The sequence below is a fragment of the Blautia sp. DFI.6.71 genome (genome assembly GCF_020593585.1).
GTDB classification, from domain to species: Bacteria; Bacillota; Clostridia; order Lachnospirales; family Lachnospiraceae; genus Blautia_A; species Blautia_A wexlerae.
Genome location: NZ_JAJDMJ010000004.1, coordinates 1 through 26,654 on the forward strand (window position 1 = coordinate 1; position 26,654 = coordinate 26,654).

Genomic DNA, 26,654 nt, shown 5'->3' on the forward strand with positions numbered 1-26,654 from the left:
CAATCTGGAATGAATTTTGGCTACGTTACTGTGAACGGAGTGAACAGTAACGATTGTTACAAGGCACTGAGTAAACAGTAACACAGTAACTCCAAGACTTACAAGGTTATCAACGTGACAGTAGAATGTGCGCAATAACTATGTTATACTGATAATATCTAAATGCTTTAGATAACAAGCAATCAATAGAGTGTGTTTGAAAAATGCTTTCTGTAAAATGTGCGTCACAATTTGTTGGTACACTCGTTACTATCTGAAGCATTCAATCCACATTCTCAGGAGGAAAAAATGTCGAAAAAAGAAATAAGTTTTACAGAAGGACCTGTGTTCCAATCTTTGCTTCGGTTTGCCATTCCCGTGCTTGGAGCATTGATCCTGCAGGCTGCGTATGGCGCAGTTGATTTGCTGATTGTTGGAAAATTCGGAAATGCCTCGAGTATTTCCGCAGTAGGAACAGGAAGTTCCTTTATGCAGATGGCTACTTTTATCATTACAAGTCTTGCAATGGGCTCCACCGTAATAATCGGGCATCACATCGGAGAACAAAAACCAAAAGAAGCAGGAAATGCGGTCGGAACTACGATCATTCTTTTTCTGATCATTGCTGTCATCATGACATTTGTACTGGAATTTGCCGCCGGAGGAATTGCGCATCTTTTACAGGCACCGGCTGAATCCTTTGACAAAACAATTCTTTATATCAGAATCTGTTCTGCCGGTATCGTTATTATCATTGCATACAATGTAATCAGCGGTGTGCTGCGAGGTGTGGGAAATGCAAACCTTCCACTTCTATTCGTAGGAATTGCCTGTGTCATAAATATTCTGGGAGATTTGCTTCTGGTTGGAGTATTTCACATGGATGTTGCGGGTGCCGCCATTGCCACTGTATTTGCACAGTTTGTCTCTGTCGTCTGTTCTGTCGTTGTATTAAGAAAGCAGGATATGCCTATAGAATTTTCCAGAGAACAATGTCGGATTTATAAAGAAGAGCTTGGAAAAATATTAAACGTAGGTATACCGATCGCACTTCAGGAGACAACGGTTCAGATTTCATTTCTTGTCGTAAATTCTGTTATCAATCAGATGGGTCTGATGCCATCTGCCGGATATGGAATTGCACAGAAAATCGTTTCCTTTATTATGCTGGTTCCGTCCTCTATCATGCAGAGTGTATCAGCATTTGTTGCGCAGAATATCGGTGCCGGAAAGAAAAGCCGGGCATGGAAGGGTTTTTACACTGCAATTATTACCGGATGTTCCGTTGGAATCATCATCTTTATGGTAGGATTCTTCGGAGGCGGAGTATTATCCTCTTTCTTTACCAATGATTCCGAGGTAATCGCGCAGAGCGCCGCTTACCTGAAAGGTTTCTCTGCCGACTGTATACTGACTTGTGTACTTTTCAGCAGTATCGGATATTTTAATGGCTGTGGAAAAAGTATTCCTATTATGATCCAGGGAATCACTTCCGCATTCTGCATCCGAATTCCGGTATCTATCATTATGTCGAGATTACCGGAAACATCTCTGACTTATGTTGGAATGGCGACACCTATCACAACTGTATATGGAATTATCTTTTTTGTAATCTGTTTCCGGCTGTTAAATAAAAACTCAGCCAAATAATAAAAATGGTTTCCTGTTATCAGTTCTCTTAGTAGAGATGCTGATAACAGAAAACCATTTCCATTATTTGATTATCCTCCGATACATGAATCGCATAGAAAATTTCATTAAGATACGAATCACGTACAACTGTCAGATACCATGCCTGAATCCATAAACTTCATAATCTTATCTAAATACATTTCCATCGTCCTGTCATCGCTGCGGTAGGTCTCATGTCTGGTTCCCGGCAGGTAAACATATTCGCAGGAAGTAATTCCTCTATGATTAATTTTCTCTGCAAATTTTCTCAATGCGTTTACAGATACAAAATCATCTCTTTCTGCCTGAAATAGCAAAACAGGTGCTGTCAGTTTCTTCCATCCACAATATTTTATGTACCAACTCATTTTTACAGACGCCAGAAGCCACCCATAAGAAGCTGCACTAACCTGGAATTTTTTATTCTCTTTACGCATCTCATTATATTTTTCGAATCTTGGTCTGGAAGTACATCCACTGGTTTCGAAAGTCTCACTACCATCATAAGGCTTCTGACCAGCCACATAGTCTTCCTCCCTTCCCAAAAGGCACTTCGTCTGTGCAATAGCAATCACCAATGGCCAGGGAACATTTCCGGTGAGCGGGCGGAGCATAGGAGAATTCAATATAATCTTCTGAAACAGTTGCGGCTCCCATGCAGCTGCAATTGTGCCAATCGCCCCACCCATAGAATGTGCAAAAAGAACTAACGGCAGTTCAGGATATGTTTTTTTAATTACATGGCATATTTTCAAAAAATCTCTCACATATCGCTTCCAGGTATCTATATGTACAAGAGATGGATCTGCTGTCAGGCAATAACTTTGTCCATGTCCCATATGTTCCGGCATATACACATGATATCCAGCCTTCAGAAAATAATAAATCATCTCTTCATATTTCGGCGCTGCTTCTGTAAAGCCATGACTGATTATAATCACGCCTTTCGGCTTCTCTGCCAGGTAGCGCTGTACATGAATTTTCCCCACTATCCCCGTGTCTTTTCGATGCAGATGATCCTCTGCACCAGAAATGTACCCCTCCTGACGGTGCGTTGCAAGATATGGTTCTATTTCATCATTCATTTTATACAAATATTCATTCTCATGTATTATTTCCATTATATGTACTCCTGTTGCTTTTTCATAATTCTGTTGCTATCTGCTTTTCACCATTCGATACATACCTGTATTATAATCTTCACTGGTGCCTGTTAATAATCCCATTAATCTTTTTCTCATTATAAAATACCAGTATAATTCCGCCTATACAACAGAATACTGCTGCCCCAAAAGCAGCAACTCTATAACCAGTTCCCTCTGCTGCCCCTATCGTCGAGACTGCTGTAAATATCAACATAGAAATACTCTGCCCAAGTTTAAACGCAAATGTTCTCGCCGCATAAAACATTCCTTCACGATTGCTTCCTGATGTAATCGAGTCGCTCTGCGAAATATCTGCCACAACAGCCTGCGGAAGAATTCCGAAAATCGCCATAGGAAGAGCCGCCACGACTGTCAGGATCAGTCCCTGCACCGATGCCGGAATAAAACTCATTTTTCCCATAAATCCGGTATAAAAATAAGCAAGGCTAAATACTGCAAATGCAAACAAGATCATCTTTTTCTTTCCAAGTTTAGGAGTAAGCTTATTTACCGGAATATAAAATACAAGAGACAACGCTGTCATTCCCACAAAATACAAAGTTGTCATTGTTTCCGGAAGTTTCAAAAGACTGGTGACAAAAAATGGAAGACCTGTCTGAAACATGGTAAGTGCAATCCAGTAGAAAATATCAGATGCCACAAACTTGCGAAATTCTCCATTCTTAAAAGTAGCTGCAAGAGATCCAAAAGCTGACTCTTTTGCAGGAACCGTATCTACATAGTCTTTTTCACGGATACAAAATACCGGCACAAGCATACAGATAAACGCTATAGCCGCCATCAAAGTAAAGGTCATACGGATAGCACCAACTCTGCCAAAAGCAGGAATAAACATCCCCCATATCGTAGGTGCCAGATACGCCACTGCAGTTCCGGCAATAAATGTAAAGGAAATGACTGTGGAAATATTAAGTCTTTCCTGCTGGGTATGTCCAAGTTCCGGAATCAGCGCATTATATGGTGTACAGTACGCAGTAATGGAAAGATAGTACGCCAGAATCATAATCAGCAAAAACACTCCATTGATCCAGCTGTTTTTATTAACCGGTGACCAGAAAACCAGTACTGTAGAAAGCGCCAGCGGTAAAGATGCCCATTTCAGGAACGGAATTCTTCGCCCATTCTTTGACGTACATCTGTCAGATAAAGAGGCGATCATTGGATCTGTAAAAGCATCAAAAATCCTTCCGAAAGCTGTAATTCCGCCAATAATAGTAAATATGCCAAAGACCACCAGCCCCTGTGGAATGAACACTGTCTGTCCCTGACTGATGGCTGTCTTATCCGGCTGATAAAAATATACAAGCCAGTTAGAAATAATCCCGGACAACATCGCCCATCCAAACTGTCCGGCTGCAAACTGCCATATTTTCCCTGTTGTTAACTTTTTCACCGTGCACCTCCAGATTTCAGAACTACTACTTATTTCTTGCAAGAATCGAACTCTTTTCCAAGCATGGAAGTTCTTCTCCTTCAACAGTCGTCACAATTCCGCCTGCTTCTTCAACAATAAGTGCACCTGCCGCAAAATCCCATGGAGATAAAATAAGCTCGAAATAAATTTCCGCTCTTCCTGATGCTATGGCACATAAATCAAGTGCTGCAGATCCGCTTCGTCGGATATCAAGGCATTTTTGAAAATATTCGTAAGCTAATTCAAAGGATGCCTTCGCAAGCTCCGTATTATACGGTGATGAACCAAACAAAACAATGCTGTTTGCCAGATCATCCTTCGATACATGAATCGCATTTCCATTCATATATGCACCCTCACCGGAAATCGCATAGAAAGTTTCATTAAGATACGGATTATGCACGACTCCCATATATCTCTTTCCATTTCGAATCAATCCAATAGATACACAGCTCATATGATAATCTTTAATAAAATTGGTAGTTCCATCAATCGGATCCACCACAAAAATATATTCTGCATTTCTGTTAATCTGGCAATCCTCTTCTTCCCCCCAAAACTCCGCTTCCGGAAGAATCTCAGACAACTTTTTTTCTAGCATTTCCTGAATTTTGCAATCATACTTCGTAACAAAATTTGCTTTTCCTGCCTTATCCTTAATGCCAAAATTCGCCCTGTCCGCCTGAAGCATAACCTGTCCGCATTCTTTTGCCGCTTCAATTATTTCATTTAATATCGTATGTGGAGTTTTCTCCTTTAGTTCCATATTATCTGTCACCTCTCAATAGAAAATGGTTTCCGTTTTATCAATACTTTTATAATTTCTCATACTTTTCAATCAGACACTGATGTTCTTTTGTCTTCTTGTCATAGTTTATCTCAACCAGCAAAATATCTCCGGTATAATCCAGAACTGAATCCGGATATTGTTTTTCCTTAATCTGCTGTAATGCTGTCTTGACATTCTTATTCCATTTAAGTTCTACGACAAGCGCCGGATAACTGGAAACGTATTCTGGTTTTGGAATAAATACAAAGTCTGCAAACCCACGTCCTGTCGGCAGTTCACGAACTGGTTTAAAATAATATTCCATTGAACTCAGATATGCAATTGCAAGTACACTGCTCAAAGAATTCTCATTATTATACTGAATATTCGAAACATACTCTGTATGGATTTTCTCAATTCCCTCTTCAACTGCTTCTTCATCCATGTCCAGCGTAGCCTCCAGTAAATGTTCTGATTCCTGCTGAAAAGTAATCATCTCATTCCATTTTCTGCTTTCAACCGCCATTGTCAATTCCTGCCGGATTTCTTCATTTGGAACAAATGCAGTTCTTCTATTCTGGTTATATCCCAAATAACCAAGATGGATCAAATACGTAAGTACATCATCTTTGCTTTGTATATTCACCGTATCATTTTTGAAAGCAGCTGTATTCACTTTAATCGAAGCACCGGAAAGTATTTCAATTATAGCGTTTTTCAAACCATCATAATTCATATTGATAAAAGGAACAATTGCTTCATAAGAAGCAGTCTCAGACCAGTAACTTCTAAACCTGCCCCGCACACAAACACTTACTACTGCTTTAGGATTATATACCTGATAGTCCTCCAGCAAATAACCATCATACCAATATTTTACTTTCTCAAAATCTCTGTGATATCTTTCGCAAAGATCCTTCACTTCAGCTTCTGTAAATCCAATATATGGCGCCATCACTCCTGCATCAAGCATTGTAAACTCATCAAAATTATTTAATGCAGACTGCGTTTTTTCTTTCTTTATCGGCAAAATACCTGTAAGATACACCAACTGAATATATTTTGTCGGTTCCGTTCCCTTGAACATCGCCCGCAAAAAATTAATGTACTTTTCCTGTACTTTTTTATTTGCCGCTTCATCTCTGATCAGAACATCCCACTCATCAATAATTATAATAAATTTCTGTCCAACAATATTTTTAATACGCGAAAGACTTTCCGACAAACTTATCTCTTCTTCAGGCAGAACACCAGGGTAAATCTCTCTCAATTCAGCCTGTACGGATTTCGTAATAAACGCTACAACATTATCCACATTATCACAATTTGCCAGAAACCACTGAATATCAAGATGAATCACATCATACTTATTAAGATGCGTCTTAAAATCGGATTCCCTGCTTATATCCAGCCCTGAAAACATTTCTTCGGAATTACAGCCTTTACTATAATAAGCGGCCAGCATATTTGCAGCATATGATTTTCCAAACCTGCGTGGTCTGCAGTTACAGATATAAGCTTCTGTTGTATTAAGTACGCTGTTTGTATATTCCAACAATCCGGTTTTATCCACATATATCGGAGAATTCAGTGCCACCTGAAATGCACTGTTATCAGGATTTACAAATCTACCCATTCCTTACACCCCACAATCAAAAAACAGCTTCACGTTATCAAAATTTTTAATAAAATAATGATAGCATGAAACTATTTTAACGTAAAGCTGAAAAAAACTGTTATATATCCAGACACCCGGGCTATATCGGAATTCTATAAAATAATCTCAATTATTTTGCGTAAATAGAACCAACAATCTTTCCCCGTAATGTACACGGCAGAATTTTACATAAGAATCTCAGAATCTTATACTTCACACCCGCCACACAAATTGGTGCGCAGTTCTTTTTCTGTGCAATTCGCGCAATATATGTACCAATAATCTCCGGCGACATCCCACTTAGTTCATCTTTCTCCATCTGACTGACACCGTGTGAAATACGGCCACCGTATTCATCATCACCCAAAACTATCTTTTGTCTGGCCTGGGTAAAACCGGTATGAATATCTCCAAGTTCTACTGCTGTTACCCTGACACCATAAGGACTTACTTCATTATCAAGCGCGCAGGAATAAGAAGACACTGCTGCTTTACTGGCTGAATAAAACGCCTGAAACGGAATGTGTGCCACCGCTGCCACAGAACTGATATTGACAATATGCCCTCTGTGCTGTCTGCGCATAGAAGGAAGAACAGCTCTGCTTACATTGACAGTTCCGAAAAAATTTACATCAAATTGTGCTTTCGCCTGTTTTAACTCTGTAAATTCCACCGCCCCGGAAATACCAAAACCTGCGCAGTTTACAAGAATCTCGATACTTCCTCTTTCCAAAAGGATCTGCCCAACGGCTTCCTGCACGGAAGCCTCATCTGTCACATCTACGCACATATGCTTCACGCCTTCTACCGGAACATCCCGGCGACTGAACTCATAGACTATATAGCCAGCCTTACTCAATGCTGCTACAGTACATCGTCCGATTCCGGAACTTCCGCCAGTGACAAGAGCTGTTCTTTTCTGTTTTGATTCCATATTGTTACTTACCTCATTCCATTTTTTCTTCTTACCACACGGGTGAGTTTCTGTCGTATTTCCTCATTCTTGAATAACTGCCTGCACCATTCGTCCTGTGCCATAACATCACCACAAATCATATTGTTTCATAGTTTCTGCGTTTCGATATTCATGTTTTTCATAATATCCTATCAGTCTTCCCTCTTCTCTGAGTGCCACCATATAAACATCTTTATTTTGCTTCTCATTATGGAAAGTATAGACAAGGTTATGGCTCTCATCTGCCGCAAACCAGTCCACTACCTTCTGTATTTTATCCCTGGATTCCTGATTATGACAATCTAACAGGCTTCTTCCAATAAGTTTATCACCGCCTCGCTTCGCATAGCTGTTAACAGCTGCCGGATTCATGTAGATAATCTCATGCTTAAGGTTGCATATAACAATCGAAGCCCTGTCCTGGTCAACAATACTCTTATAAAAACTAATCATATATTTTTTTATGTCCTTTCATTTTTTTCTTTCGTCTAATAGTTTACTATCCACATCAAATATCTTTAAATATCCGTTGGCATACATACGGACACCATCAATGGTATTTATAATAAATTATTACAAAATTTTCGAAACAAAATAATCTGCCTCAATAATATGCCTTACATTCTTCTCCCTGGAGTCAACAATACTCACACGTCCATTCTCCGCTGTCAAAGTCACACTGGAACCATCATTCCGATAAACAGTCATATGTTCCACTGGGCGTTCCAATGTTTCTATTGGATCCTTCATCTTTTTTAATCGCCGATACTCATATTCTGGAATAAAAAATTCAAGTTTTGAAATAGCTCTTTTTTTCTTTAATGGTGTTTTTCTTAATGAACCATTTTTATTCATAAAACGATCCGCAAATTCAACATTTTCCGTCATTTTATCAATTACATCCGAAATCCCTTCAATCTGATCAATCGGTCTTTCCTGTAATACTCCTGTTATAATTTTCTTATAGTCTTCTTTTGAAATTTCTACTGACAGCTCATTTCTTCGTCTGTCATAAGTTTCCCCTGATTCATAAGTAATTTTATAACAATAGTTAAAGTTCAAATCTTCCATGCCTCCAATCAAAAATAGCTTCATGCCATCAAAATTTTTTACTAAAACAATGATAGCATGAAACCATTTTAGCGTAAAGCAACATTCTCCATAAAGAATTCAATAATTTTTTCAGCCAATTTATTATGAAGACTATTGCCAAATTCATCAATGATCAGCATTCCGGCATTTTCTATTACCCTGATCAGATGAGGCAGCAAATCAGCAAATACCTGGTTTCCCTGCAATTCGCCCTTGTTGCCATAGAGCAATTCCACTTCTTCGTTTCAGGATTAATCCTTAATAACTGACAACTTCTAATATTAATATATTTATGAAAGAATTCTTCCAACAATTCAAGCGATCCACAATATTCAAACTCTATTGCGCTAAACTCCAATGTCACATTACATTTATAGACTTTTCATCAACTTTTTACTAATTCATTATTTTATTTATCGGTTAGTTAGATGGTCAGACCCTCAGTATACTTAGAATACCTCCTGAGTTTTAAGGAGATTGTAGCAGAATATTACCTACTTACGATAAATATTTCTTTAATCTATGTATAACATATCATATGTATATTTTTTCTATTTCTGTTAAATTACCTGTTTCTTCTTTGTAAACTTTTCAGGATATAATTCTTCTTCAGTAAATTCTCGATATACGCCATTAAACAATTTGTATTTGTGAATATACCGTTTCATTTTTATGATAGTTTTAGCTTCGATTTGTCTTACTCTTTCTCTCGTCAATCCAAGTTTGTTACCAATATCTCTCAAAGTCATCTCATGAATTCCATATCGCATTTTAATAATATTTCGTTCTCTTTCATTAAGAGAATTCAATGCACTGTTAATACTATTTATGGTTAACTGTTCATTCAAAAAACACATCTGTTCACCATTGTCAGAAAATAATTCTTCATCATCTTCTATCAGTTTTTCTATACTGTCAGCATGAACAAGAATACTACAAATAAAATTTGCTTCTTCAATTGATACATCAGAACATAATTGAATCCATTCTACAAGCTCATTCCAACTCAATACTTCGAAATTATCGCCAAGTTCATCTGTAATCATATCAACAATATGTGACAATTTTTCTTTATAGGAAAATGATACATATGTATTATATTGATAAATTGGTAAATTTCTTTGCATTAACCTATACATCCACCATGATGCATAGGTTCCAAACTGTCCCTGAACATTATCAGTATATTTTTCAATTGCTGTCAATATTCCAATACATGCTTCCTGAAAAGCATCTTCTATATTCACACCATATCTTTTATAAAAATACAACGCATCTTTTACAGCTACACGAACATTCATATCAAACAAACGCTGTTTTGCATGTAAACCTATTTCATTATTATATCGTTGTTTCAACAAATGTTCCGCCTCACCAAACCTAGCAGCTTTTATATTTCGAATCATATTTATGATTGGTTTCATATTAGGACAAATGCTAATCACTTCATCAAAAATCAAATCATAATCTAATTGTGCCATATCCATTTCAAGATTTTCATCAAAGTCGAACCTTGAATTATGTATATTTTTCAATGCACGTTCAGCTTCTATTCGAGCATCTAATCGCTCTTTATCTTGCAAATTGTTCTTATATAAAGAAATAAATACATTCTCTGTTTTTAAAAAATGTATCACTTCATCTTTGATATATTCAAATTTGTTATCAGAAATTACAGGAACAAAACCACCAACATCCATAGATGTTTCCAACCCAAATTTATCATACAATTTGATAACTTGAGCACTTCCCTGTTTTCCTTTTTGTAAATATGCCTGACCAACTGATTTGTCTATTTTATAGACTCGACAAAAAACTATTACACCACTTGTATAATTACTAAAATACTGTTGGTATGTCTCTGCGTCTCTCGACGGCATATATTCTTTTGACAATTTATTCAAAATAGAATAATCTACTTCAAATTCAACTTGAGAATCTACGACAACCGCATAATCATATTTTATAGACATGTTGTCATCAAATATTTGATTCATGATGTCCGTTGATTGACCATAATACTTTGCATTGTTATCACAAAAAAACAGTGGTGCATCAATCAATTCTGGTCGAATTAATTTTCTTCTAAATGCCGTAATCTGATATACATTTTTAAAATGGACCCCACCATCTTCTAATGTAATAATGGTGGCAGGGTCTTCTCTAAATGCATATGAAATACACTCAGTATTATTCATCTGTAATTACATATGTTCCGATAATGGGAACAAACGTCCTTCTTCAATAATATCTCCAAGTTTATTCAAGCCATAGCACATCAGCACTCTAGCATAGCGATACGGCGTCGTTAAGTTAGGGTACAATGAAGTCAGTAACTTGGAAACATAATTATCCGAATCAACGGAACCAACATTGTAATGATTTCCGTTTGCATCATATACTTTATCAAGTTCTTCACAATCAATTTCATCAAAATAATATTTTATTGCATATGACATAGCAAACTTTGCAGCTGTCAAGGCATCTTCAAAATATCCTGATTCTTTCATTCTATTTGCTACTTCTGATGCATGTGCTGATAAAGCAATATTTGTCATATCTTCAGCCATTATATCCCTCCTTCGGAGATTTCAGTATGCAGTGAACTTACCCTTTCAAGTGTATACTCTTTCAACAGATTACTCTTTAACTCTTGACGAGCCACTTGTTCATCAATTTCTTTTGTATACGCCAGTAACATTGACTGTTCAGCCATTTCAGGTAAAAGACGAACAATATTCGCCTTATGAATTGGGTCCAAACGTCCAAACGGTGAATCCATAATAATAGGCCCCTGTAACGGTGCATTTTTATGTAAAGCACCAATTAATGATAATGCAACCAAATGCTCGTAACCAGATGAACGCCCCGGAATCAGTCTTCCAGACCTATGTACAATGGATAAGCCATAACTATCATTAATCTTGAGTCCTACATAGTCTTTATCACCTGACAACTTCACAAAAAGTGCAGTCGCATCAGATTCAACCTGTTCTTTCAAATATTCACGATACCTTGTCTTACTTTCATCAAAAATAGCATGTAACTCATTACATAATTCATATCTTGCATTTGCTATCTTATAATCAGTACCAGCCGCTAATTTTGTAATACTCTTTGAAAGTTGGTCTTTATTCGCTTTATACTCAGAAATTTTCTTAATTTCTTTATCAATACTTTCTCTTTTAAGCCGAATTTCAGCCTTGACATCAGCGTAATCTCTTGTGAGATTTTCAATATCTGATTCGTCTTCGGAACCGCCTATTCGTTTGATATCATCGTCCAATTCATCAATTTGTTGCTGTAATGTACCAATTCTAATACGATATTTTTCGATAGAATCTTCCAATACTTTGACAGTAGACTTCTTATCCTCTACATCAAGACTCTTAATAGCACTTTTCTGAGCTTGAAGGGCATACAGTTCATTACGTTCTTCTTCTGTCAACCCTTTGAATTCAGAATTAGAATCATTGATTTTTTCCTGTAATACACCAATCAATTCCTTAGAAATATCTTGCTCACATACAGGGCATACTCTTTCACGTATTGCTTTCTTCATTTCAAGAATAAACTTGCTTGCAACTGCCTGATTTTGCTTCTTTTTCTCTAATTCTGAAATCTTATCATCCAAGTCCTCACGAATATCTCTTACATTCGTAGCCAACATGCCTTTCCATGCTGTTTTCATACATGTTCTCAATGAAGTCATTGATTCATTCAGACTCTTCTCAGCATCTTCCAAATTTTTACGTGCAGATTTACGTTCTGTCAGCCATGAACGCAACTTTTCAGTTTCATCCATACGGCTTTCAAGAATTTTTCTTTTCTGGATAAGCTCACTCAATTCAGAATTCAATTTTTTAACAATGTTCTCATGCTGCGTGATGTTTGCTTCCAATTCTTCCAGTTTTTTGCCCTGCTGGATTGTTTTATCATCACGACTGGCTGCCCTAGAACGCTGAGTATCATAATCTGATAAACAAAATCCAATATCAACAACACCGTTTTGTAATACAGGCATACCAAGAATTTTCTCAATAGATTTCTTTATTTTGTCACCTGTTTGAGAATCTTCTTCCAACAATTCTTCATATTCTTGGAGTAACTCTGCATCAAACAAGAAGAATCTTGAAATCTGCTGTGGCATAATTACATTTAATTCATGCTCACAATCAGATGGGGATAAAATTGAACCATTTTTCTTCAAATAATATTCCTTGATATAATCCTCATCACCATTCGGTTTTACGACACCTTTTCGTGGAACAAATTCCCTTGTCAATTCATATTTATCATCATCGTTTGTCATCTTCAAGGTAACACAAAATCCATAATGCCCATCAGTCTTAGCTTCTTCATTTTCCATTTCACTCAGATGCTTTAACTGCCCATTACGTCTCTGTATTACGCCAAACAATGCATATCTGAACGCATTTAACAGTGTAGTCTTTCCTCTACCATTGTTACCCCAAAAGATTGTTACACCTGATTCTAATGTAAAATCAATAACCTGTCGCCCCTTATAAGGACCAAAATTATTCAATATCAATTTGTCAAAATGAAGCATGTTATCACACCTCCTTTATCTTGCTCATATATTCTGCAATGATTTTTGTTGTTTCAGTTCTTGCCAGTCCTCTATCATCCTGATTTTCATATTGTGATAAAGCAATCTGTTCAACAAGTTCCTTTGAAACATTTGGATACTTGTTAGCTCGAATATCTTCCAATACATCAAGCAAATCATTCAGATTCGTTTTCGTCATATTCATAACCTCCATCCTTAACAGTTTCATAATCTATACCATATCGCATTGCAATAATCTGCAAATCATTTACACACGAAGGATTTTCAGCCCAACTTCCAAACTGAATTGCTCTCATCAATTCAGTTTCTATAATAGATGCACTCCTGTCATTCTTGTCATAACTTTTTGGTGGAACAACAATAGCATCATACAAGTGAGCAAAATATTTCCCCTCATGCTTTCTTAAAATCCTTCCTCGTCTCTGTATAAACTCACGAGGATTTTTTGATGATGCAAGTATCAAAGCATGCGTTGTTGCAGGTATATCAACCCCTTCATCCAAACATCGAATAGAAACAAGTATCCCGCCATTTCTATCAAAATATTTTAATGTCTGCGCTCTATCACCTGTCATATCAGAATGATATTCATAAGCGTCGTAATCATTATCAAGTAACAAATTCAATACTTCTCTCAATTGCGTTTGATTATCACAATATATAATCCAATGTTCGCCATATTTATAATTATCTTTAATTACAGACAACGCTAAAGGTACTTTACCAGCAGCTTGTTTAATAATACGAGAACGTTCTATCATCTTCATCTGCAATCTCGGACTTCCTTCTATGATAGCACTGATATTCTTATTAGAGCCACCACTCGAAGCTATTATTTTGTTAATTATTTGAGTCAGTTCATTCCATGCATCCTGTTCTTGTTCTGTGAGAGCAATCTTCATAGGATGATAATAATACTTTGTTAATACATTTGTCCGTATTGCATCTTCCAATGAGAAAACAGGCTCTACAATACCACCAAAATAATCAAAAATTGCAGATGTACCTTCGACATCTCCATATCTTACTGGTGTAGCGGATAACCCTAAACGTTCATGTGCATCAATATTCAAGATGTTTCGTCTTGCTCTACTACCTATTCTATGGACTTCATCAGCAATAAGCAATAGATGTTCTCCGGCTGATACAGAATTTACAAATTGATTACTGCACGCTGTATCCATAATGGATATCGTAACCTTATTGATATCTTCACTCTGCGATGTCCATAGTCTTAAAAGGTTATTCTTTTTCCACATATTATTCCCATCACCGCATAAAAGATATTGTATATCTATATCCGTAATGTTTTCACCAATTTCTTTACGCCATTGATGAAGTAATTCTTTAGATGGAACTAAGACCAAAACTGGTTTATGTCTGTCAAGAGCATCACGAATGGCGCATATAGCGGTATATGTCTTACCACTACCAGTGGCATGTTCAAAGATACCTCTCCGTCCATTCTTTTCCCAATTTTCCAATGCAATCAACTGATGTTTTCTTGGACTTTTACCAGTATTTTTCTTATCGGCTCTCCATCTTTTAGAACGTGATATACTGACTTCAATTTCTTTCGTTAATTGCTTCCAATCGTAACCATTACTCTTTTCAATAAGGCAATTTTTTACAGCATCCGGGAAATCATATACAACAGTGTTTTCCATATTTCTTTTCCATAATTTATCGAAATACCGTATGGAATTCTTAACCCTGATAGAATCTCTTTCATCTGTCCAACTTGGGAACACATCAATTGATTCTGAATTTCCGTCTTCCGAAAGACCTTTGAACGTCTCATTCATAGAACCTCGAAAACCAACTGAATTACCATAAACATCAGTAAATATACCAACTTTATCATGGAATAACCTTTGTAAATCAGGCTCACTATCACTCAAAGGAACTGCAATCTTTACATCTATGACTCCCAGAGCTATCAGACATGCCAAAACTCTGGCTGGTTTATCCAATTCATCCTGATTAAACAAATCATCCATCTCTTTCATCAACGATTTCTGTATTATTTCATCATTTTTGGCTGAATACCCTTCTGTCATAGCAGCTTTATCAACATCTGATAAACAAGGAGAACAAATAATTCTCATCTTGCCACCATTGCTTACAAAGTCTTGCAATGCACTCCATGCAATAATATAAATTGTACTACCAAAATAACCGGAAACTCTATCATATACAGTTGCATTTCGCATAGCTGGCAGATAAAATTCCTGAGCGATATCATTCTCAGACTTATTGTAATCCGGTTTAAAATTATAATCAACTAAGCTCATATCAACAATCCTCACAAATTTTCGTCTTTATTAATCATGATTTGTAGGTCAATATCGAACCTTTTCTCCAAAGCCTGTAATAAATACGGACGTCTTGCTAAAATAACAGTTTCTTTGTTATGTTTTAAATGAATATACACGTCATTTGTTAGGGTCTCTAATATTTGTCGAAGATATATCTGTATATTTGCAGAATATGCAAACTCTCGATGTTTATCTAATTCAAATAGAACCCATACGCCATTATCTGGAGAATCTAATGGGTCTGCATACCCCACTATCAATACAGTCGTACCATCTGAATCATCAAAATGACCCCTTTTACCACGCTTCTGATTATCCAAAATTAGCTGCACCTTATATTCATCAATTGTACGACCCCCAGGTGGAGCCGTACAATTAAACAAATAGGCTTTAATATTACAACTATATGGATATGTCAATTTAAACAACAAAGGTTTCTTGCCTATATTCACAATATCCTCAGCATATGGTTTCACATCTTCCAAAAACAACTCATGTAATTTGGATTGTAATAATTTCTTAGCCATTTACAACACGCTCGATTCCTTGATATGATTTTTGTAACTTAGATGGTTTACAAACCATTTCTACATCAGATTCATCACATTCTGTATTCATCCAATGTTTCAAATCATATTTAATAATCAGTGGTTCTGACTTACTCATTTTATCATTAACTTGTATGTTTTTGATATCTGACGTCCAACCATAATCATTATCTTTCAAAACATTCAACAATACCGTAACAAACTCTTTCTTTGTCTGAGGAATCCTATAAATCACATTTTCAATCATCCATTTTTTATAACAATCATTTAAGAAACTCATAGGGAGCATATCCCATTTACACTGTTTTAAGACTTCATCACAAAATTTTGTAACATTGTCTTTGGCAATATTCTCTGCATTAAATTCAACATGATGCCACTTTTGAGCAATGTCACAAAACTCAGGATTGATTTCAATGTATTTAAAATCACGATTCAATCGTTGTGCTACAACAGCCGTCGTTCCAGAACCGCCGAACGGGTCAAGAACAACATCACCTTCATCAGTACCAGCCAAAATAAAGAACTCAGCAAGCTTTTCTGGAAATCTTGCTGGATGCTTTACCCCAAACTGCTTACACAGTTTATGAACCATATCATTACTACTTGTGTTGCTGATTGAAACTACCGAACCAGGGTCTGAACCACCATTATCTTTCCATGGATGGCTTAAATCAAAACTATGTCTACTAGGTCTTGTATTGTCATCACGATTCCCTTTTGGACCTGCTTCTAATAATTCATACATTCGGTCACTGTATGGTTTTCTGATGGGGTCCATATTAAAAGTCCATGTATCACTTTTACTGAACCAAAAACAGTATTCATGTGATTTTTTAGTTCGTCCCATAGTACCACGTGAAAATACATTCGGCGGTGTTGCTGGATTATACCAGATATAATCTCTTACAAGATGAAATCCCACTTCTTCAACTAACATCACAACCAGTTTAAATACAAATATACTTTGATATTTACCATCCAACTTATCATTAATGTTCAGCACAAAACTTCCATTATCCTTCAAAATACGAAACATTTCTTCTGCTCTAGAACGAAACCAGTCACAGAATTTATCAGGTTTTATCTTTACATCCGTTTCACCATAATCTTTTATTTGGTCTGCATAAGGAGGTGAAGTAAAAATGAAATCAATGCTCTTATCGGGCATTTTTCCCATTTCTGATAAACACTCACCGCAAATAAATTGTCCCATAATTTGTGTCCTTCCTGTATACTCAATATTTATAGTATAGATATCAAGTATTTATTTTTTCTTATTTCAAATACAAATACTTATTCATATGTATTCAAAAGGTACAGATAAACTCCATTATACATCTTTACCCTTATTAACAAAACATTCTCTTTCATAATCATATATGATATTGCTTTTGTAATCACCATTGTTAATCCACATCCTTTTCATAACTGATAGTCAATTTATGATACATAAATTGGGTATTTTATGGTGTAAATTTTTTCCATTAAAAGCCAAAACGCAAAAAACCACCCCTTACAGGAGTGATTTTATATATCACACATAATCAGATTCATTTCTATCCCACTCCATATAGAAGTGATTAAAGGACTTACAAAATCCTCTAATTTATGTATTATTTTACACTATTTTTACTCATTTTTCAATCTTTTTCATGCATTTCTTACATATTTTTATACATCATTATCCAACCCAAATTAGTCACCTACTCGTAGAATAATTCTACAGAGCTTCTTGATTCATCCAATCCGATTATTTCCCAGAGTATCCACAAGCGTGTAAATTTTGACAGGTTCTGCTGCCCTACATATGGGCGTAGCCGTATGCAAGAAAGAAAATGGCGGCTGGTTCTATGTTCAGGAATTTTCAGATAATCCTGATGCAAAAGCAACATTAACGCTCAATACTGATACAGGAACATTCCCTACATTAAACAATGCAAGGGAATATAATGTTGATTATCCTTTAAAAATGAGAATCAGTACCAGTAGTTTATCAAAGACATTCTTGCATAGTTAGATGGTCAGACCCTCAGTATTTTCATGGGACTATATAACAACAGCATTATTATTTTTGACAGAGGTTATTATTCAGAAGATATGTTCCGCTACTGTGCAAAGCATGGGCATCTCTGTATTATGAGACTGAAAGATGGAATCAATTTGTCAAAAAAATGCGATGGTGATATGATTTCCATTCTTCAGGGAACTTCAAAAGAAGGTACTTCCGATGTGCCTATACGTGTCCTTGAGATCCCGCTTGATGATGGCACAAAAGAATATCTTGCAACAAACCTGTTTGATCCTGCTGTTACAAAAGATATGTTCCGGGAACTTTACTTCTACAGATGGTCGATTATACCGATATTTTAGAAATGCCGACTTTTGACTTTCTGAAATATTAAATTTATAGGACTTTATAAATATATCGGCATTTCTTACTATAGAGATGTAACCAGTTATCACTGTAGCTAGTCCATCTGCATTCACATCTTTTCAGAAGAACGAGGGCAATGCACCTGTATCAGGCAGGAGTGCTACTTCCTACTATATCTGAATGGTTTGGTCATTTGAACATAGAAATGACTCGTTTCTATGCAAAGGTTACTGAAGCAATGAAGAAGGAAGCACCACATAAGCTTAGCGATAGTGATAGTTCCGTCTTTAAGGATGATGTGGTGTTCAAGTATGCCAATGACAAAGATACTATCAAACGGCTTTGTGGATTGAAATAAATGCCGATAGTTTGTTACCGTGCCTGACATCGGGTCAGGCATGGAATCTTATAGAAAATTTATCGGCATTTCTAAAATATCGGCATATGGCCTGTAGAACTTAAGTACAAAGAACTAAAAACCGCTTTGCCATGGAAGAGTTTTCCGGTGCTACTGCAGTATCTATACAGCAGGAATTTTATATAAATATGCTTTTATCGAATCTGGCTTCCCTTATAAAAAATGAAGCAGATGAGGAAATACAGATTTCTGCCAAAAGCACAAATAAGTTCCGTTATCAGGCCAATCGTGCATTTATCATTGGACGGATCAAAAGTATTGTTTCCAAAATACTCTGCGGACTGTTTGAGCTTTCAATTATTGAACAGTTATATACAGATGCTGTACGTTGCAGATCACAGCTCCTGCCCGGAAGGTCGTTTCCAAGAAAGAAATTGAAATCCAAGGGACGTTCACATTTCCGAAATAAGAAAGCTTCTTTTCAAAATAAAGCTAACATTTATCAATAGGCTTATTTAAGTGCGGCCATTTTTATAAATCCTCTGGTTTCCTATAAAACAGCAACTATTTTCATTGTTAAACCGATTTATTTTGTAGTTTGCATTGGAGAATATTCGCTAATATGCCCCTAAGTTGACGCTAGGTTGACCACATTGCGGTCAGACCCTCAGTATACTCTTACTTAGTTTCTTTTGGGTATATACCGGTATGATCACACTATTTTTTTGTTATTTGGAATAAAGATTTTAAAATAGGCCATATAAAAGGTTCACTACTCATATATTCTACCAATATCAGAAGCGAAAGCAAAATACCACCCCAAATTATGAGATATATTCGCACAGATCTATCAATCGTTCGTTTCATTTCTGTTTTTATGTCATCATTCTGAAAACACTCTCTTATATCATCTTCTGTTAGTATTTCTCGGTAAGAATCTTTTAGCTTGTCATAACTACTATATACTTTTTGTAGTTCATATTTTGACTGTTGATAGCTAATAAAAAGATAACCAAAAGAGGCTATCAAAACAATTTCTGAAAGAATTGTGATGTCTTTTGTAAAAATATTGTCCAAAGGCTGATCAGATACGATATTCGCAAGTATTACAGAAAACAGGAATCCCAAAATAGCCAAAAGATTTGTCTTGAACTTATCTAACATCTCCGTTGCATATTCTCCGGTTCTCGATACAATATCCGTAATAAATTCTGCGACTTTATTTTTTAATTCCAAATATTGAGTTACATTATCTCTCAAATAAAGATTGTAATTCGTTTGAATGGATGCCATTACTCCATCACTGATATTTAACAAAGATTCATATTTACAATGGAGACATATAATATTCCTAGCTATAATCACTTTATCAACAATACTGCCTCCTGAATAAATCCAATTGTAGATTTTATAAAGATTATTATTTCCCTGTATATTTTCAAGAGTATCATGATATTCCATTGAACGCTGCCCCATTATCTGAAGTTTCAGTTTACCATCCTGTATGAATGAGTTTGAAGCCAGTAAACAAGCAGACAAAATTGTTTCCATTTTCAGGAATAAGTCTTTGAGCGGGTTTCCTTCGTATCCAATTTCTATTTTAAAATCATCTGGAAGTAATTCATAATTGTCCTGATTATAAAAATATGCATTTTCTCTGCATTCCAGTAATCTGTTTGTTCTATCAAAGTCCAAATCCAGTGGTCTACTTCCTGCCGTCAGAAAGAACATTGTTTTTGTATAAAACATATCTCTACTGTCAAATAATTCAAAGGTTATACTCCGACCAGCTTTTTTCATAAAATTCGAAAATGCTGTTAAAACTTTGTCTATTGGTAATGAACTAATATCTTCAGCAAATTTTTCAAAGCAGTATACAGATAAATATCCATTTACTATTTTTTTGTCTATTGTAAGGCTAACCTCGACTGTTTCATCACTTTCAAGACCTTTAAGAAATTCTGCATACTCTTCCTCTACATTTTCTTTTAAATCAAAGGATTCTCCCCCCTCTGAAACTAGATAAATTTTTATTTTGTCTCTATTAGAAATATCCCAAATCGTATTCATCCATTCTGAATATTGTACCGGAAGTTCTTTGCTGAAACTGAACTCTGCCTCATATGTATATCTCCGTTCTTCTTCCTTTCTCAGCTCTGTAATTTGATTTCGGATTCTTTCCAACATAAGAAACTACTCCTCTCTATTGTCTTCATTATTGCGTGCAAATGTCTGAAAAGTGCGGTCATCGCTTAACCTTATTTTAAGATATTTTTTTCCATACGCATCTTCATATGCACTGATATCATTTTCATTTCCTATATCTGAGATTTTTAACATAATTCCTGTATTTATTTTATAAGTTCTTATTGCTTTTTTCTTTATGGCGTCTGGTATTGCCTGAAATTGTCTGTCAAATCCTTTTTCTTCTGGAAGTCTATTTAGTCTTTCATGTAATTCTCGTTTTTGCTCGCCTGTCATATCATTAGGCATATAACCCGTAAATATTTTTTCAATCATATTATCATAATCGAACATCTCCCGATTTGCATTGTTCATATATGCGTACATGGCATTTTGGATAACTCTATTATCATAAGGCGCTGTTTTCCTCAATTTTCTGTTTAAACACTTTTCAACAGAATCATATGTTTTGTACGTATTTACCCTGTCATTCTGACATTCCACCAACTCTAGGAAATCGAACCACCAATATTTTGCAACCGTATTCGAATATATTTTTGCTTGAAACTGATCTGCATTCAGATTATTCAAATCAAACATGCATGTTTTCCAGATTTTCTTTGTATCTTTTGAGAATCCAAATCTTTCACTGTAGTCCCTTTCATCAAAGAAACCTGTATGCTCAATTTTAGCAAGAATACACTTTCTGTTTCCATTATCCTCAAACAATGCAAAAATCAAACTTCCCTTCTGTACACTGATGTTCATATGCCCAATCCGAGCCTGAGCTTCCCGTTCATTTCTGACAAGTCTTTCTGCAATTGAATCTATCTTTTCTTCAATCGCATCTGGAGTTTCCAGATTTCCTGCAATCTCAAGAATTCCCGCAATAACTTCGGTTCTTGTTGACTGTGTATGATATTCCCTGATGGAAACATTGTTGCTCACATGAACAATCAATTGTTCAATATAATCTTTAAACTTTGGCATCATATTCACATTTCTTCTTTGAACACTGTTGTTTTCATAATCAATCACTCTGACTGCCTGTGCAATTATTTCCATCATAACTCTCCTTCATTTTATCTTTTGTTTATAAAACCTTTGTTGGAATTATCTATTTCACTCTAATTCTTTTCCATTCCAAGTAATCCAGATTCTGATAATACAAATATTTATAATTCAGAATCATTAGTCATGTTTATATCAAGTTCTCACAACATATCAATATCGTCACTGTAAATACATTTTCCACCTTTATCAATTTTGTATATCACCTCTTTTTCCCATACGGATTAATGTTACCTCTTCATGTTCTATATGTGAATATCCATCCACGTTTTTCTACACTCTGTCTTTCATTATAACAATCTCCATATTAGACCGCAACAATTTTTCTATATTTGTATGTACTATTTCACATATATAAATAAATGCTTATTTAAGCTAATCCTTTCTTCCACCCCATTATCAAACCTATACACCATCCTCCTCCGATCAAACACCGGATTCGCATCGTGTATAACGCTATGATGATTCGGGCATACAATCATCTGGTTATTCGCATCATTATTCAAACTATTAACAAAATAATCAATGTGATGTGCCTCTGCGATATGTGAACCATACTTTTCTCCAATCACCTGCCCACATATCTGGCATCGATATCCATATAGTAGCTTCAAATTTTCTCCAATTTTTCTGTTCAGTTTACGAATCTTGACAATTTGTAATTTCTTTTCTATTCCACTACTTTTATCTTCCATCTCATATTCTATTTCGTTCTCCACAGTCCGCTTTCGCATTCCTTGAATTGCCTTTTTCATAACCTGAAAATCATCCTGTGCTATTGGCTCCAGAAGAAAAGTATCTTCATATTCTGTGGTATAAATAGCAAGATATTCTTTTAGTCCATCCGGCATTTTTATATAACTTCTGTCTTTAGGATCTCTACTTTCACGAATCATCTTTATGCAACTCATGCTTTTGAAAAAATATTGCTGAAGTGCCTGTGACAGCTCACCATTTCTTGGATATCTGATCTGATATGCATCCTTCTTTCTCTTTTCTACTGAGTTATTCATATTAACGATTTTGGCATCATACGTTTTTCCATTCATGAAAAAATGAATGATTTTAGATTGTCCTCGTTGTAAAAAATTCTCCATATTTTGAAGAAAAATCACCTGATTATCTAACGGCAAGGTAAAGCCTTCCATCAACGTAGACCAATCTATTTCTTTTTTATACACATAATTTTCTGATTCCATACGCATCTTCTCCAGCACTATAAAAGTGCTTTTATCTTCTCTTTATACCGTCTTCGATAATAATCCATCGCCCTATACTCAATAACATCCTTCATTTGTTCCGCCAGCACCGGCTCCTTCACAATCTCTTCCATTTCATTCCTCAATGCCAACGCCGCGCCATCCTTTTTCACAAAAAATTCTTCCTCTGATTTCAATAGAAAGTGTACCGGCATTTTCATTATCTTTTGGATATGGTTCTTATCCGAAATCTTGCGATATTCCTCATATGTAATCTCTTTCTCCAGATCTTTCCAGTTTGTTCCTGTAGAGAAGAATTCTTTCCAGCTTGCCAGAAGTTCTGCCTCTGATAGCTCCATTCTCACATTTCCATGGTTATAAAAAGCCATCAGTACCGGCATTTTATACACCTTGCTCATGTTGGTGTTTTCCAGCAGATTTATAAATTCTTTTCCGATTCCCTGACAGAATCTTTTCTGCTCATCTGTGAGTTCATCCAATTCTTCCAGATAATTCAAATACTTTTTAAACGGATTCTCATTCGAATGTGTGACCGCCATCTGATAAACATCATCATCCATATAAGTAAACAAATCCATTCTGGTTGGTTGTTTGCCAAGCAATTCTTTGATTCGGAAATACTCGTTTCTGATCTGTTCTTTGATCGTCAGTTGTTTCTTGTCCATTTCTGCAAACAGATCAATTAATCTCATATCAAAATCAACAAAACAATCATCTGGGTAGTTCGTTTTGTCTGCCGGATAATAGGTTCCTTTTCCTGTTTTATTTCTCCCAGTCAGCAAATATCTGACTCTTCCCGCTTTTTCATAATTGCCGATAAAGTCCAGAACATTGAGATATTCTTTTCCCTTATTTCTGCGCAATCCTCTTCCAAGCTGCTGTAGAAATACAACCGGAGATTCTGTCGGACGCAGGAACATTACCATATCAACTGAAGGAATATCTACGCCTTCATTGAACATATCCACTGAAAAGATAACTTTGATTTCTCCATTTTTCAGTTTCTCAATCGCTTCTGCTCTGTCCATGGAAAACTCTCCATCTGCATTACTATAAACTGCTGCCGACGGAATTCCTCTTTTACCGAATTCTTTTGCCATTTCTTCTGCATGTTTTCTGGAACAACAGAATCCTAATGCCTGACTGGAACCATATTTGCAATAATATTTGTAAATCAACTCATGCCTGTAAGCATTCCCGATATAAGTTCTGTTCAGTTCTTCTTCCGCATATTTTCCCTTAACTATATGTAGCTTTGTGTAGTCAGTCTCATCATAAATTCCATAGTAATGAAACGGAACCAGCATTCCCTTATTGATTCCGTCTTTCAGTGAAATCTCATACGGCACATTGTAATCGCAGATTTCATATATATTTTTGCCGTCCATTCTCTCAGGCGTTGCCGTCAGTCCAAGGAGAAACTGCGGTCTGAAATATTCTACAATTCTTCGATATTGGTCATTGACTGCATGATGAAATTCATCAATCACCACGTAATCGAAGTAATCCGAAGCAAAATATTGTTCATTTAAGTATTCCGATTTCCCAAGGCTTGCTACCGAGGCAAATATAAGCGGTTTATCTGTGCATTTTTCAGCTCCCATAAAAAATCCATAGTCTTTGGAATTTCTTACGTTCTGAAAAGAAACTGCTGCCTGTTTCAGAATCTCTTCCCTATGTGCAACAAACAACACTTTCTCATATTTTTTTGAATCAAAAGCAGCCAAAAATGTTTTTCCGATGCCCGTTGCAGCTTGAATGAGTGCTTTCTGTGCTCCTTCTGCTCTTGTATCTTCCAATGCGCACAATGCCTCGATCTGTGCTCCTCTTGGTTCATATAAAGGTTTTATTTTCGTATCATTTGTTTCCGACTCTGTAAAGTCATATCTGTCAAGGTCTTTTGCCACCGCCGGACGATGCCAGTTCTGGGAGTAACGTTTTAATTCTTTGTCATCAATGATAATGGAATGATTCACAAATAAATCCTCAAATGTACGAAAGAACTCTTTGTAGTTTTCCGGGTCTTTCTGACTGCTGAATCGATAATTCCATTCTATTCCTGAGGTCAGCGCACTTCTGGAAATATTAGAAGAACCGATATAAAGTTCACTGTAATCTGTATAATGGAAAATGTAAGACTTTGGATGAAAGGAACGTCCTTTTTCACAATAAAATCTAAGATCAACTCTGTCACCAAGTTTTCTTTTGATCAGATATAGTGCTGATGGCTGTGTAATTCCAAGGTAGTTTCCTGTCAGGATTCGAATTTTGGCTCCACGTTTCAAAGTATGTTCCAGTTCCTTCAGCAGCATTCTCACTCCGGATTCCATAAGAAAAGAAACAATGATATCAACGCTTTCCGCTTTTTTCATACTCTGGATCAGCTGATAATATAGCTGTCTTCTTTTATCCGGTCCGCCGGTCATTGCATCTGTGGAATATTCGTTTTCATACCCGATGTTTACTTTTTCTGTAGAAGTAAATTCAGCCATTTTTCCTCACCTCTTCCCGGTCGGACATCTCCTGTAATCCATTGTTCTTCTATTTTAAGACCATGCATGTCATGTATGAAATCTTTAAATGTATCTGTCGTAAAATCGGTAAAATATCTTCCGTTCCGTTCACCTTCAAATTCTCCGTATTTAAAAGAGGTATAAATCCATCCTTTCGATTTCAATGCTGCATACATATTTTTCAAAACTTCACGCAGTTGTTTTTTCGGCAAATGGAGAATAGATGCACAAGCCCATATGCCATCATATTTTTCTTTTTCATCCAATTCCTGAAACAGCATCTGCCTGACTTTGATTCCCGTATATTCACTTGCAATCCGACACAATTGTTCTGAACCATCAACTGCATCCACCTGATATCCACGACTCAGAAAGTACTTTGTATCTCTACCTGCACCGCAGCCAAAGTCAAGAATATACGCATCTGGGTTAAGTTTCTCCAGAAATTTATCTTGCACTTCTGTAAACTTTACCGAAACAGTCCCAGAGGCAAAAGACTGCGCATTTTCGTTGTAATATTTTAATGTTTTATCTATATCTGCCATATATTCACTCACCAAACGCCATCCCGCACTGATTTCACTCCTGTTTTATCTGCAAAATACCTGTTTTGTTTCTTATGCCTTAATTTTTCTGATAAATCTAACTTCTTTGTGACATATTATACATTTTTTTGACATAAACAGCAACAATTTTCGTCAGACATTTTTTGTTATATTCACTTATCTATAATACGCAAAAACTGTTGCATATTTCTTTTTTGATATCTTT

25 protein-coding genes are annotated in these 26,654 nt (G+C 36.0%); 4 read left to right on the plus strand and 21 right to left on the minus strand.

Going from position 1 to position 26,654, the window contains the following annotated elements; genetic code table 11:
• Positions 1-109: 109 nt before the first annotated feature.
• Positions 110-262, minus strand: coding sequence for a DUF6783 domain-containing protein (locus LJE12_RS21025; RefSeq protein ID WP_349826270.1), 153 nt, complete (start codon positions 260-262; stop codon positions 110-112).
• A gap of 26 nt (positions 263-288) precedes the next feature.
• Between LJE12_RS21025 and LJE12_RS03400 the strand changes: the two genes are divergently transcribed.
• Positions 289-1,629, plus strand: coding sequence for an MATE family efflux transporter (locus LJE12_RS03400; protein WP_227226366.1), 1,341 nt, complete (start codon positions 289-291; stop codon positions 1,627-1,629).
• Between the two features lie 119 nt (positions 1,630-1,748).
• Here the strand turns inward: LJE12_RS03400 and LJE12_RS03405 are convergent, their stop codons facing one another.
• The 15 genes from LJE12_RS03405 to LJE12_RS03475 all read right to left on the minus strand — a co-directional run bounded on the left by LJE12_RS03405 (position 1,749) and on the right by LJE12_RS03475 (position 17,376).
• Entirely contained in the window at positions 1,749-2,771 is a 1,023-nt protein-coding gene (locus tag LJE12_RS03405) for an alpha/beta fold hydrolase (RefSeq protein WP_008703976.1), read from the minus strand.
• 79 nt (positions 2,772-2,850) lie between these two features.
• Positions 2,851-4,209 (minus strand): MFS transporter, encoded by a 1,359-nt coding sequence (locus LJE12_RS03410; protein WP_008703977.1) that lies wholly within the window; start codon positions 4,207-4,209, stop codon positions 2,851-2,853.
• 25 nt (positions 4,210-4,234) lie between these two features.
• The gene (locus tag LJE12_RS03415; protein WP_020994056.1) at positions 4,235-4,996 is read right to left on the minus strand and encodes an inositol monophosphatase family protein; all 762 of its coding nucleotides are present in this window, start codon (positions 4,994-4,996) and stop codon (positions 4,235-4,237) included.
• A gap of 49 nt (positions 4,997-5,045) precedes the next feature.
• On the minus strand, positions 5,046-6,635 hold the full coding sequence (locus LJE12_RS03420; protein ID WP_008703981.1) for an AAA family ATPase: 1,590 nt from the start codon (positions 6,633-6,635) through the stop codon (positions 5,046-5,048).
• A 151-nt stretch (positions 6,636-6,786) separates the two neighbouring features.
• Positions 6,787-7,590 (minus strand): SDR family NAD(P)-dependent oxidoreductase, encoded by an 804-nt coding sequence (locus LJE12_RS03425; protein WP_008703983.1) that lies wholly within the window; start codon positions 7,588-7,590, stop codon positions 6,787-6,789.
• Between the two features lie 108 nt (positions 7,591-7,698).
• Positions 7,699-8,064: a PAS domain-containing protein gene (locus tag LJE12_RS03430; RefSeq protein WP_008703984.1), complete on the minus strand. Its 366-nt coding sequence runs from the start codon at positions 8,062-8,064 to the stop codon at positions 7,699-7,701.
• A 120-nt stretch (positions 8,065-8,184) separates the two neighbouring features.
• Positions 8,185-8,673 (minus strand): hypothetical protein, encoded by a 489-nt coding sequence (locus LJE12_RS03435; RefSeq protein WP_147419733.1) that lies wholly within the window; start codon positions 8,671-8,673, stop codon positions 8,185-8,187.
• A gap of 77 nt (positions 8,674-8,750) precedes the next feature.
• A complete protein-coding gene (locus LJE12_RS03440; RefSeq protein ID WP_055057485.1) occupies positions 8,751-8,933 on the minus strand; it encodes an AAA family ATPase in 183 nt (60 codons plus the stop codon).
• Positions 8,934-9,263: 330 nt separating this feature from the next.
• Positions 9,264-10,901, minus strand: a complete 1,638-nt coding sequence (locus LJE12_RS03445) for a sigma-70 family RNA polymerase sigma factor (protein ID WP_227226368.1) — start codon at positions 10,899-10,901, stop codon at positions 9,264-9,266.
• A 6-nt stretch (positions 10,902-10,907) separates the two neighbouring features.
• The gene (locus LJE12_RS03450) at positions 10,908-11,273 is read right to left on the minus strand and encodes a hypothetical protein (RefSeq protein WP_227226370.1); all 366 of its coding nucleotides are present in this window, start codon (positions 11,271-11,273) and stop codon (positions 10,908-10,910) included.
• Positions 11,273-13,273 (minus strand): AAA family ATPase, encoded by a 2,001-nt coding sequence (locus LJE12_RS03455; protein ID WP_227226371.1) that lies wholly within the window; start codon positions 13,271-13,273, stop codon positions 11,273-11,275. The genes LJE12_RS03450 and LJE12_RS03455 overlap by 1 nt, the downstream gene beginning before the upstream one ends.
• A gap of 4 nt (positions 13,274-13,277) precedes the next feature.
• A complete protein-coding gene (locus LJE12_RS03460; RefSeq protein WP_227226373.1) occupies positions 13,278-13,472 on the minus strand; it encodes a DNA modification system-associated small protein in 195 nt (64 codons plus the stop codon).
• Positions 13,450-15,588, minus strand: coding sequence for a DEAD/DEAH box helicase family protein (locus LJE12_RS03465; RefSeq protein ID WP_227226375.1), 2,139 nt, complete (start codon positions 15,586-15,588; stop codon positions 13,450-13,452). The genes LJE12_RS03460 and LJE12_RS03465 overlap by 23 nt, the downstream gene beginning before the upstream one ends.
• An 11-nt stretch (positions 15,589-15,599) precedes the next feature.
• On the minus strand, positions 15,600-16,139 hold the full coding sequence (locus LJE12_RS03470) for a hypothetical protein (RefSeq protein ID WP_227226377.1): 540 nt from the start codon (positions 16,137-16,139) through the stop codon (positions 15,600-15,602).
• A complete protein-coding gene (locus tag LJE12_RS03475) occupies positions 16,132-17,376 on the minus strand; it encodes a DNA-methyltransferase (protein ID WP_227226379.1) in 1,245 nt (414 codons plus the stop codon). The genes LJE12_RS03470 and LJE12_RS03475 overlap by 8 nt, the downstream gene beginning before the upstream one ends.
• Positions 17,377-18,203: 827 nt before the next feature.
• Between LJE12_RS03475 and LJE12_RS03480 the strand changes: the two genes are divergently transcribed.
• From LJE12_RS03480 to LJE12_RS03490, 3 genes are all read left to right on the plus strand, one after another.
• Complete coding sequence (locus LJE12_RS03480) at positions 18,204-18,533, plus strand: hypothetical protein (RefSeq protein WP_227226381.1); 330 nt, start codon at positions 18,204-18,206, stop codon at positions 18,531-18,533.
• Positions 18,534-18,640: 107 nt separating this feature from the next.
• Positions 18,641-18,895 carry a tyrosine-type recombinase/integrase gene (locus tag LJE12_RS03485; RefSeq protein WP_227226432.1) on the plus strand — a complete coding sequence of 85 codons (255 nt, stop codon included), beginning with the start codon at positions 18,641-18,643 and terminating at the stop codon, positions 18,893-18,895.
• Positions 18,896-19,083: 188 nt separating this feature from the next.
• Positions 19,084-19,404 (plus strand): hypothetical protein, encoded by a 321-nt coding sequence (locus LJE12_RS03490; RefSeq protein WP_227226383.1) that lies wholly within the window; start codon positions 19,084-19,086, stop codon positions 19,402-19,404.
• A gap of 208 nt (positions 19,405-19,612) precedes the next feature.
• Here LJE12_RS03490 and LJE12_RS03495 read toward each other — a convergent pair whose 3' ends face one another.
• The 5 genes from LJE12_RS03495 to LJE12_RS03515 form a co-directional block, all read right to left on the minus strand.
• On the minus strand, positions 19,613-21,082 hold the full coding sequence (locus tag LJE12_RS03495) for a hypothetical protein (RefSeq protein WP_008703989.1): 1,470 nt from the start codon (positions 21,080-21,082) through the stop codon (positions 19,613-19,615).
• A 6-nt stretch (positions 21,083-21,088) separates the two neighbouring features.
• Positions 21,089-22,147 carry a nucleoid-associated protein gene (locus tag LJE12_RS03500; protein WP_227226385.1) on the minus strand — a complete coding sequence of 353 codons (1,059 nt, stop codon included), beginning with the start codon at positions 22,145-22,147 and terminating at the stop codon, positions 21,089-21,091.
• Positions 22,148-22,491: 344 nt separating this feature from the next.
• On the minus strand, positions 22,492-23,349 hold the full coding sequence (locus LJE12_RS03505) for an HNH endonuclease signature motif containing protein (RefSeq protein ID WP_227226387.1): 858 nt from the start codon (positions 23,347-23,349) through the stop codon (positions 22,492-22,494).
• A 17-nt stretch (positions 23,350-23,366) separates the two neighbouring features.
• Positions 23,367-25,862, minus strand: coding sequence for a DEAD/DEAH box helicase family protein (locus tag LJE12_RS03510; protein ID WP_227226389.1), 2,496 nt, complete (start codon positions 25,860-25,862; stop codon positions 23,367-23,369).
• A complete protein-coding gene (locus LJE12_RS03515) occupies positions 25,832-26,428 on the minus strand; it encodes a class I SAM-dependent methyltransferase (RefSeq protein WP_055149465.1) in 597 nt (198 codons plus the stop codon). The genes LJE12_RS03510 and LJE12_RS03515 overlap by 31 nt, the downstream gene beginning before the upstream one ends.
• Between the last annotated feature and the right edge of the window lie 226 nt (positions 26,429-26,654).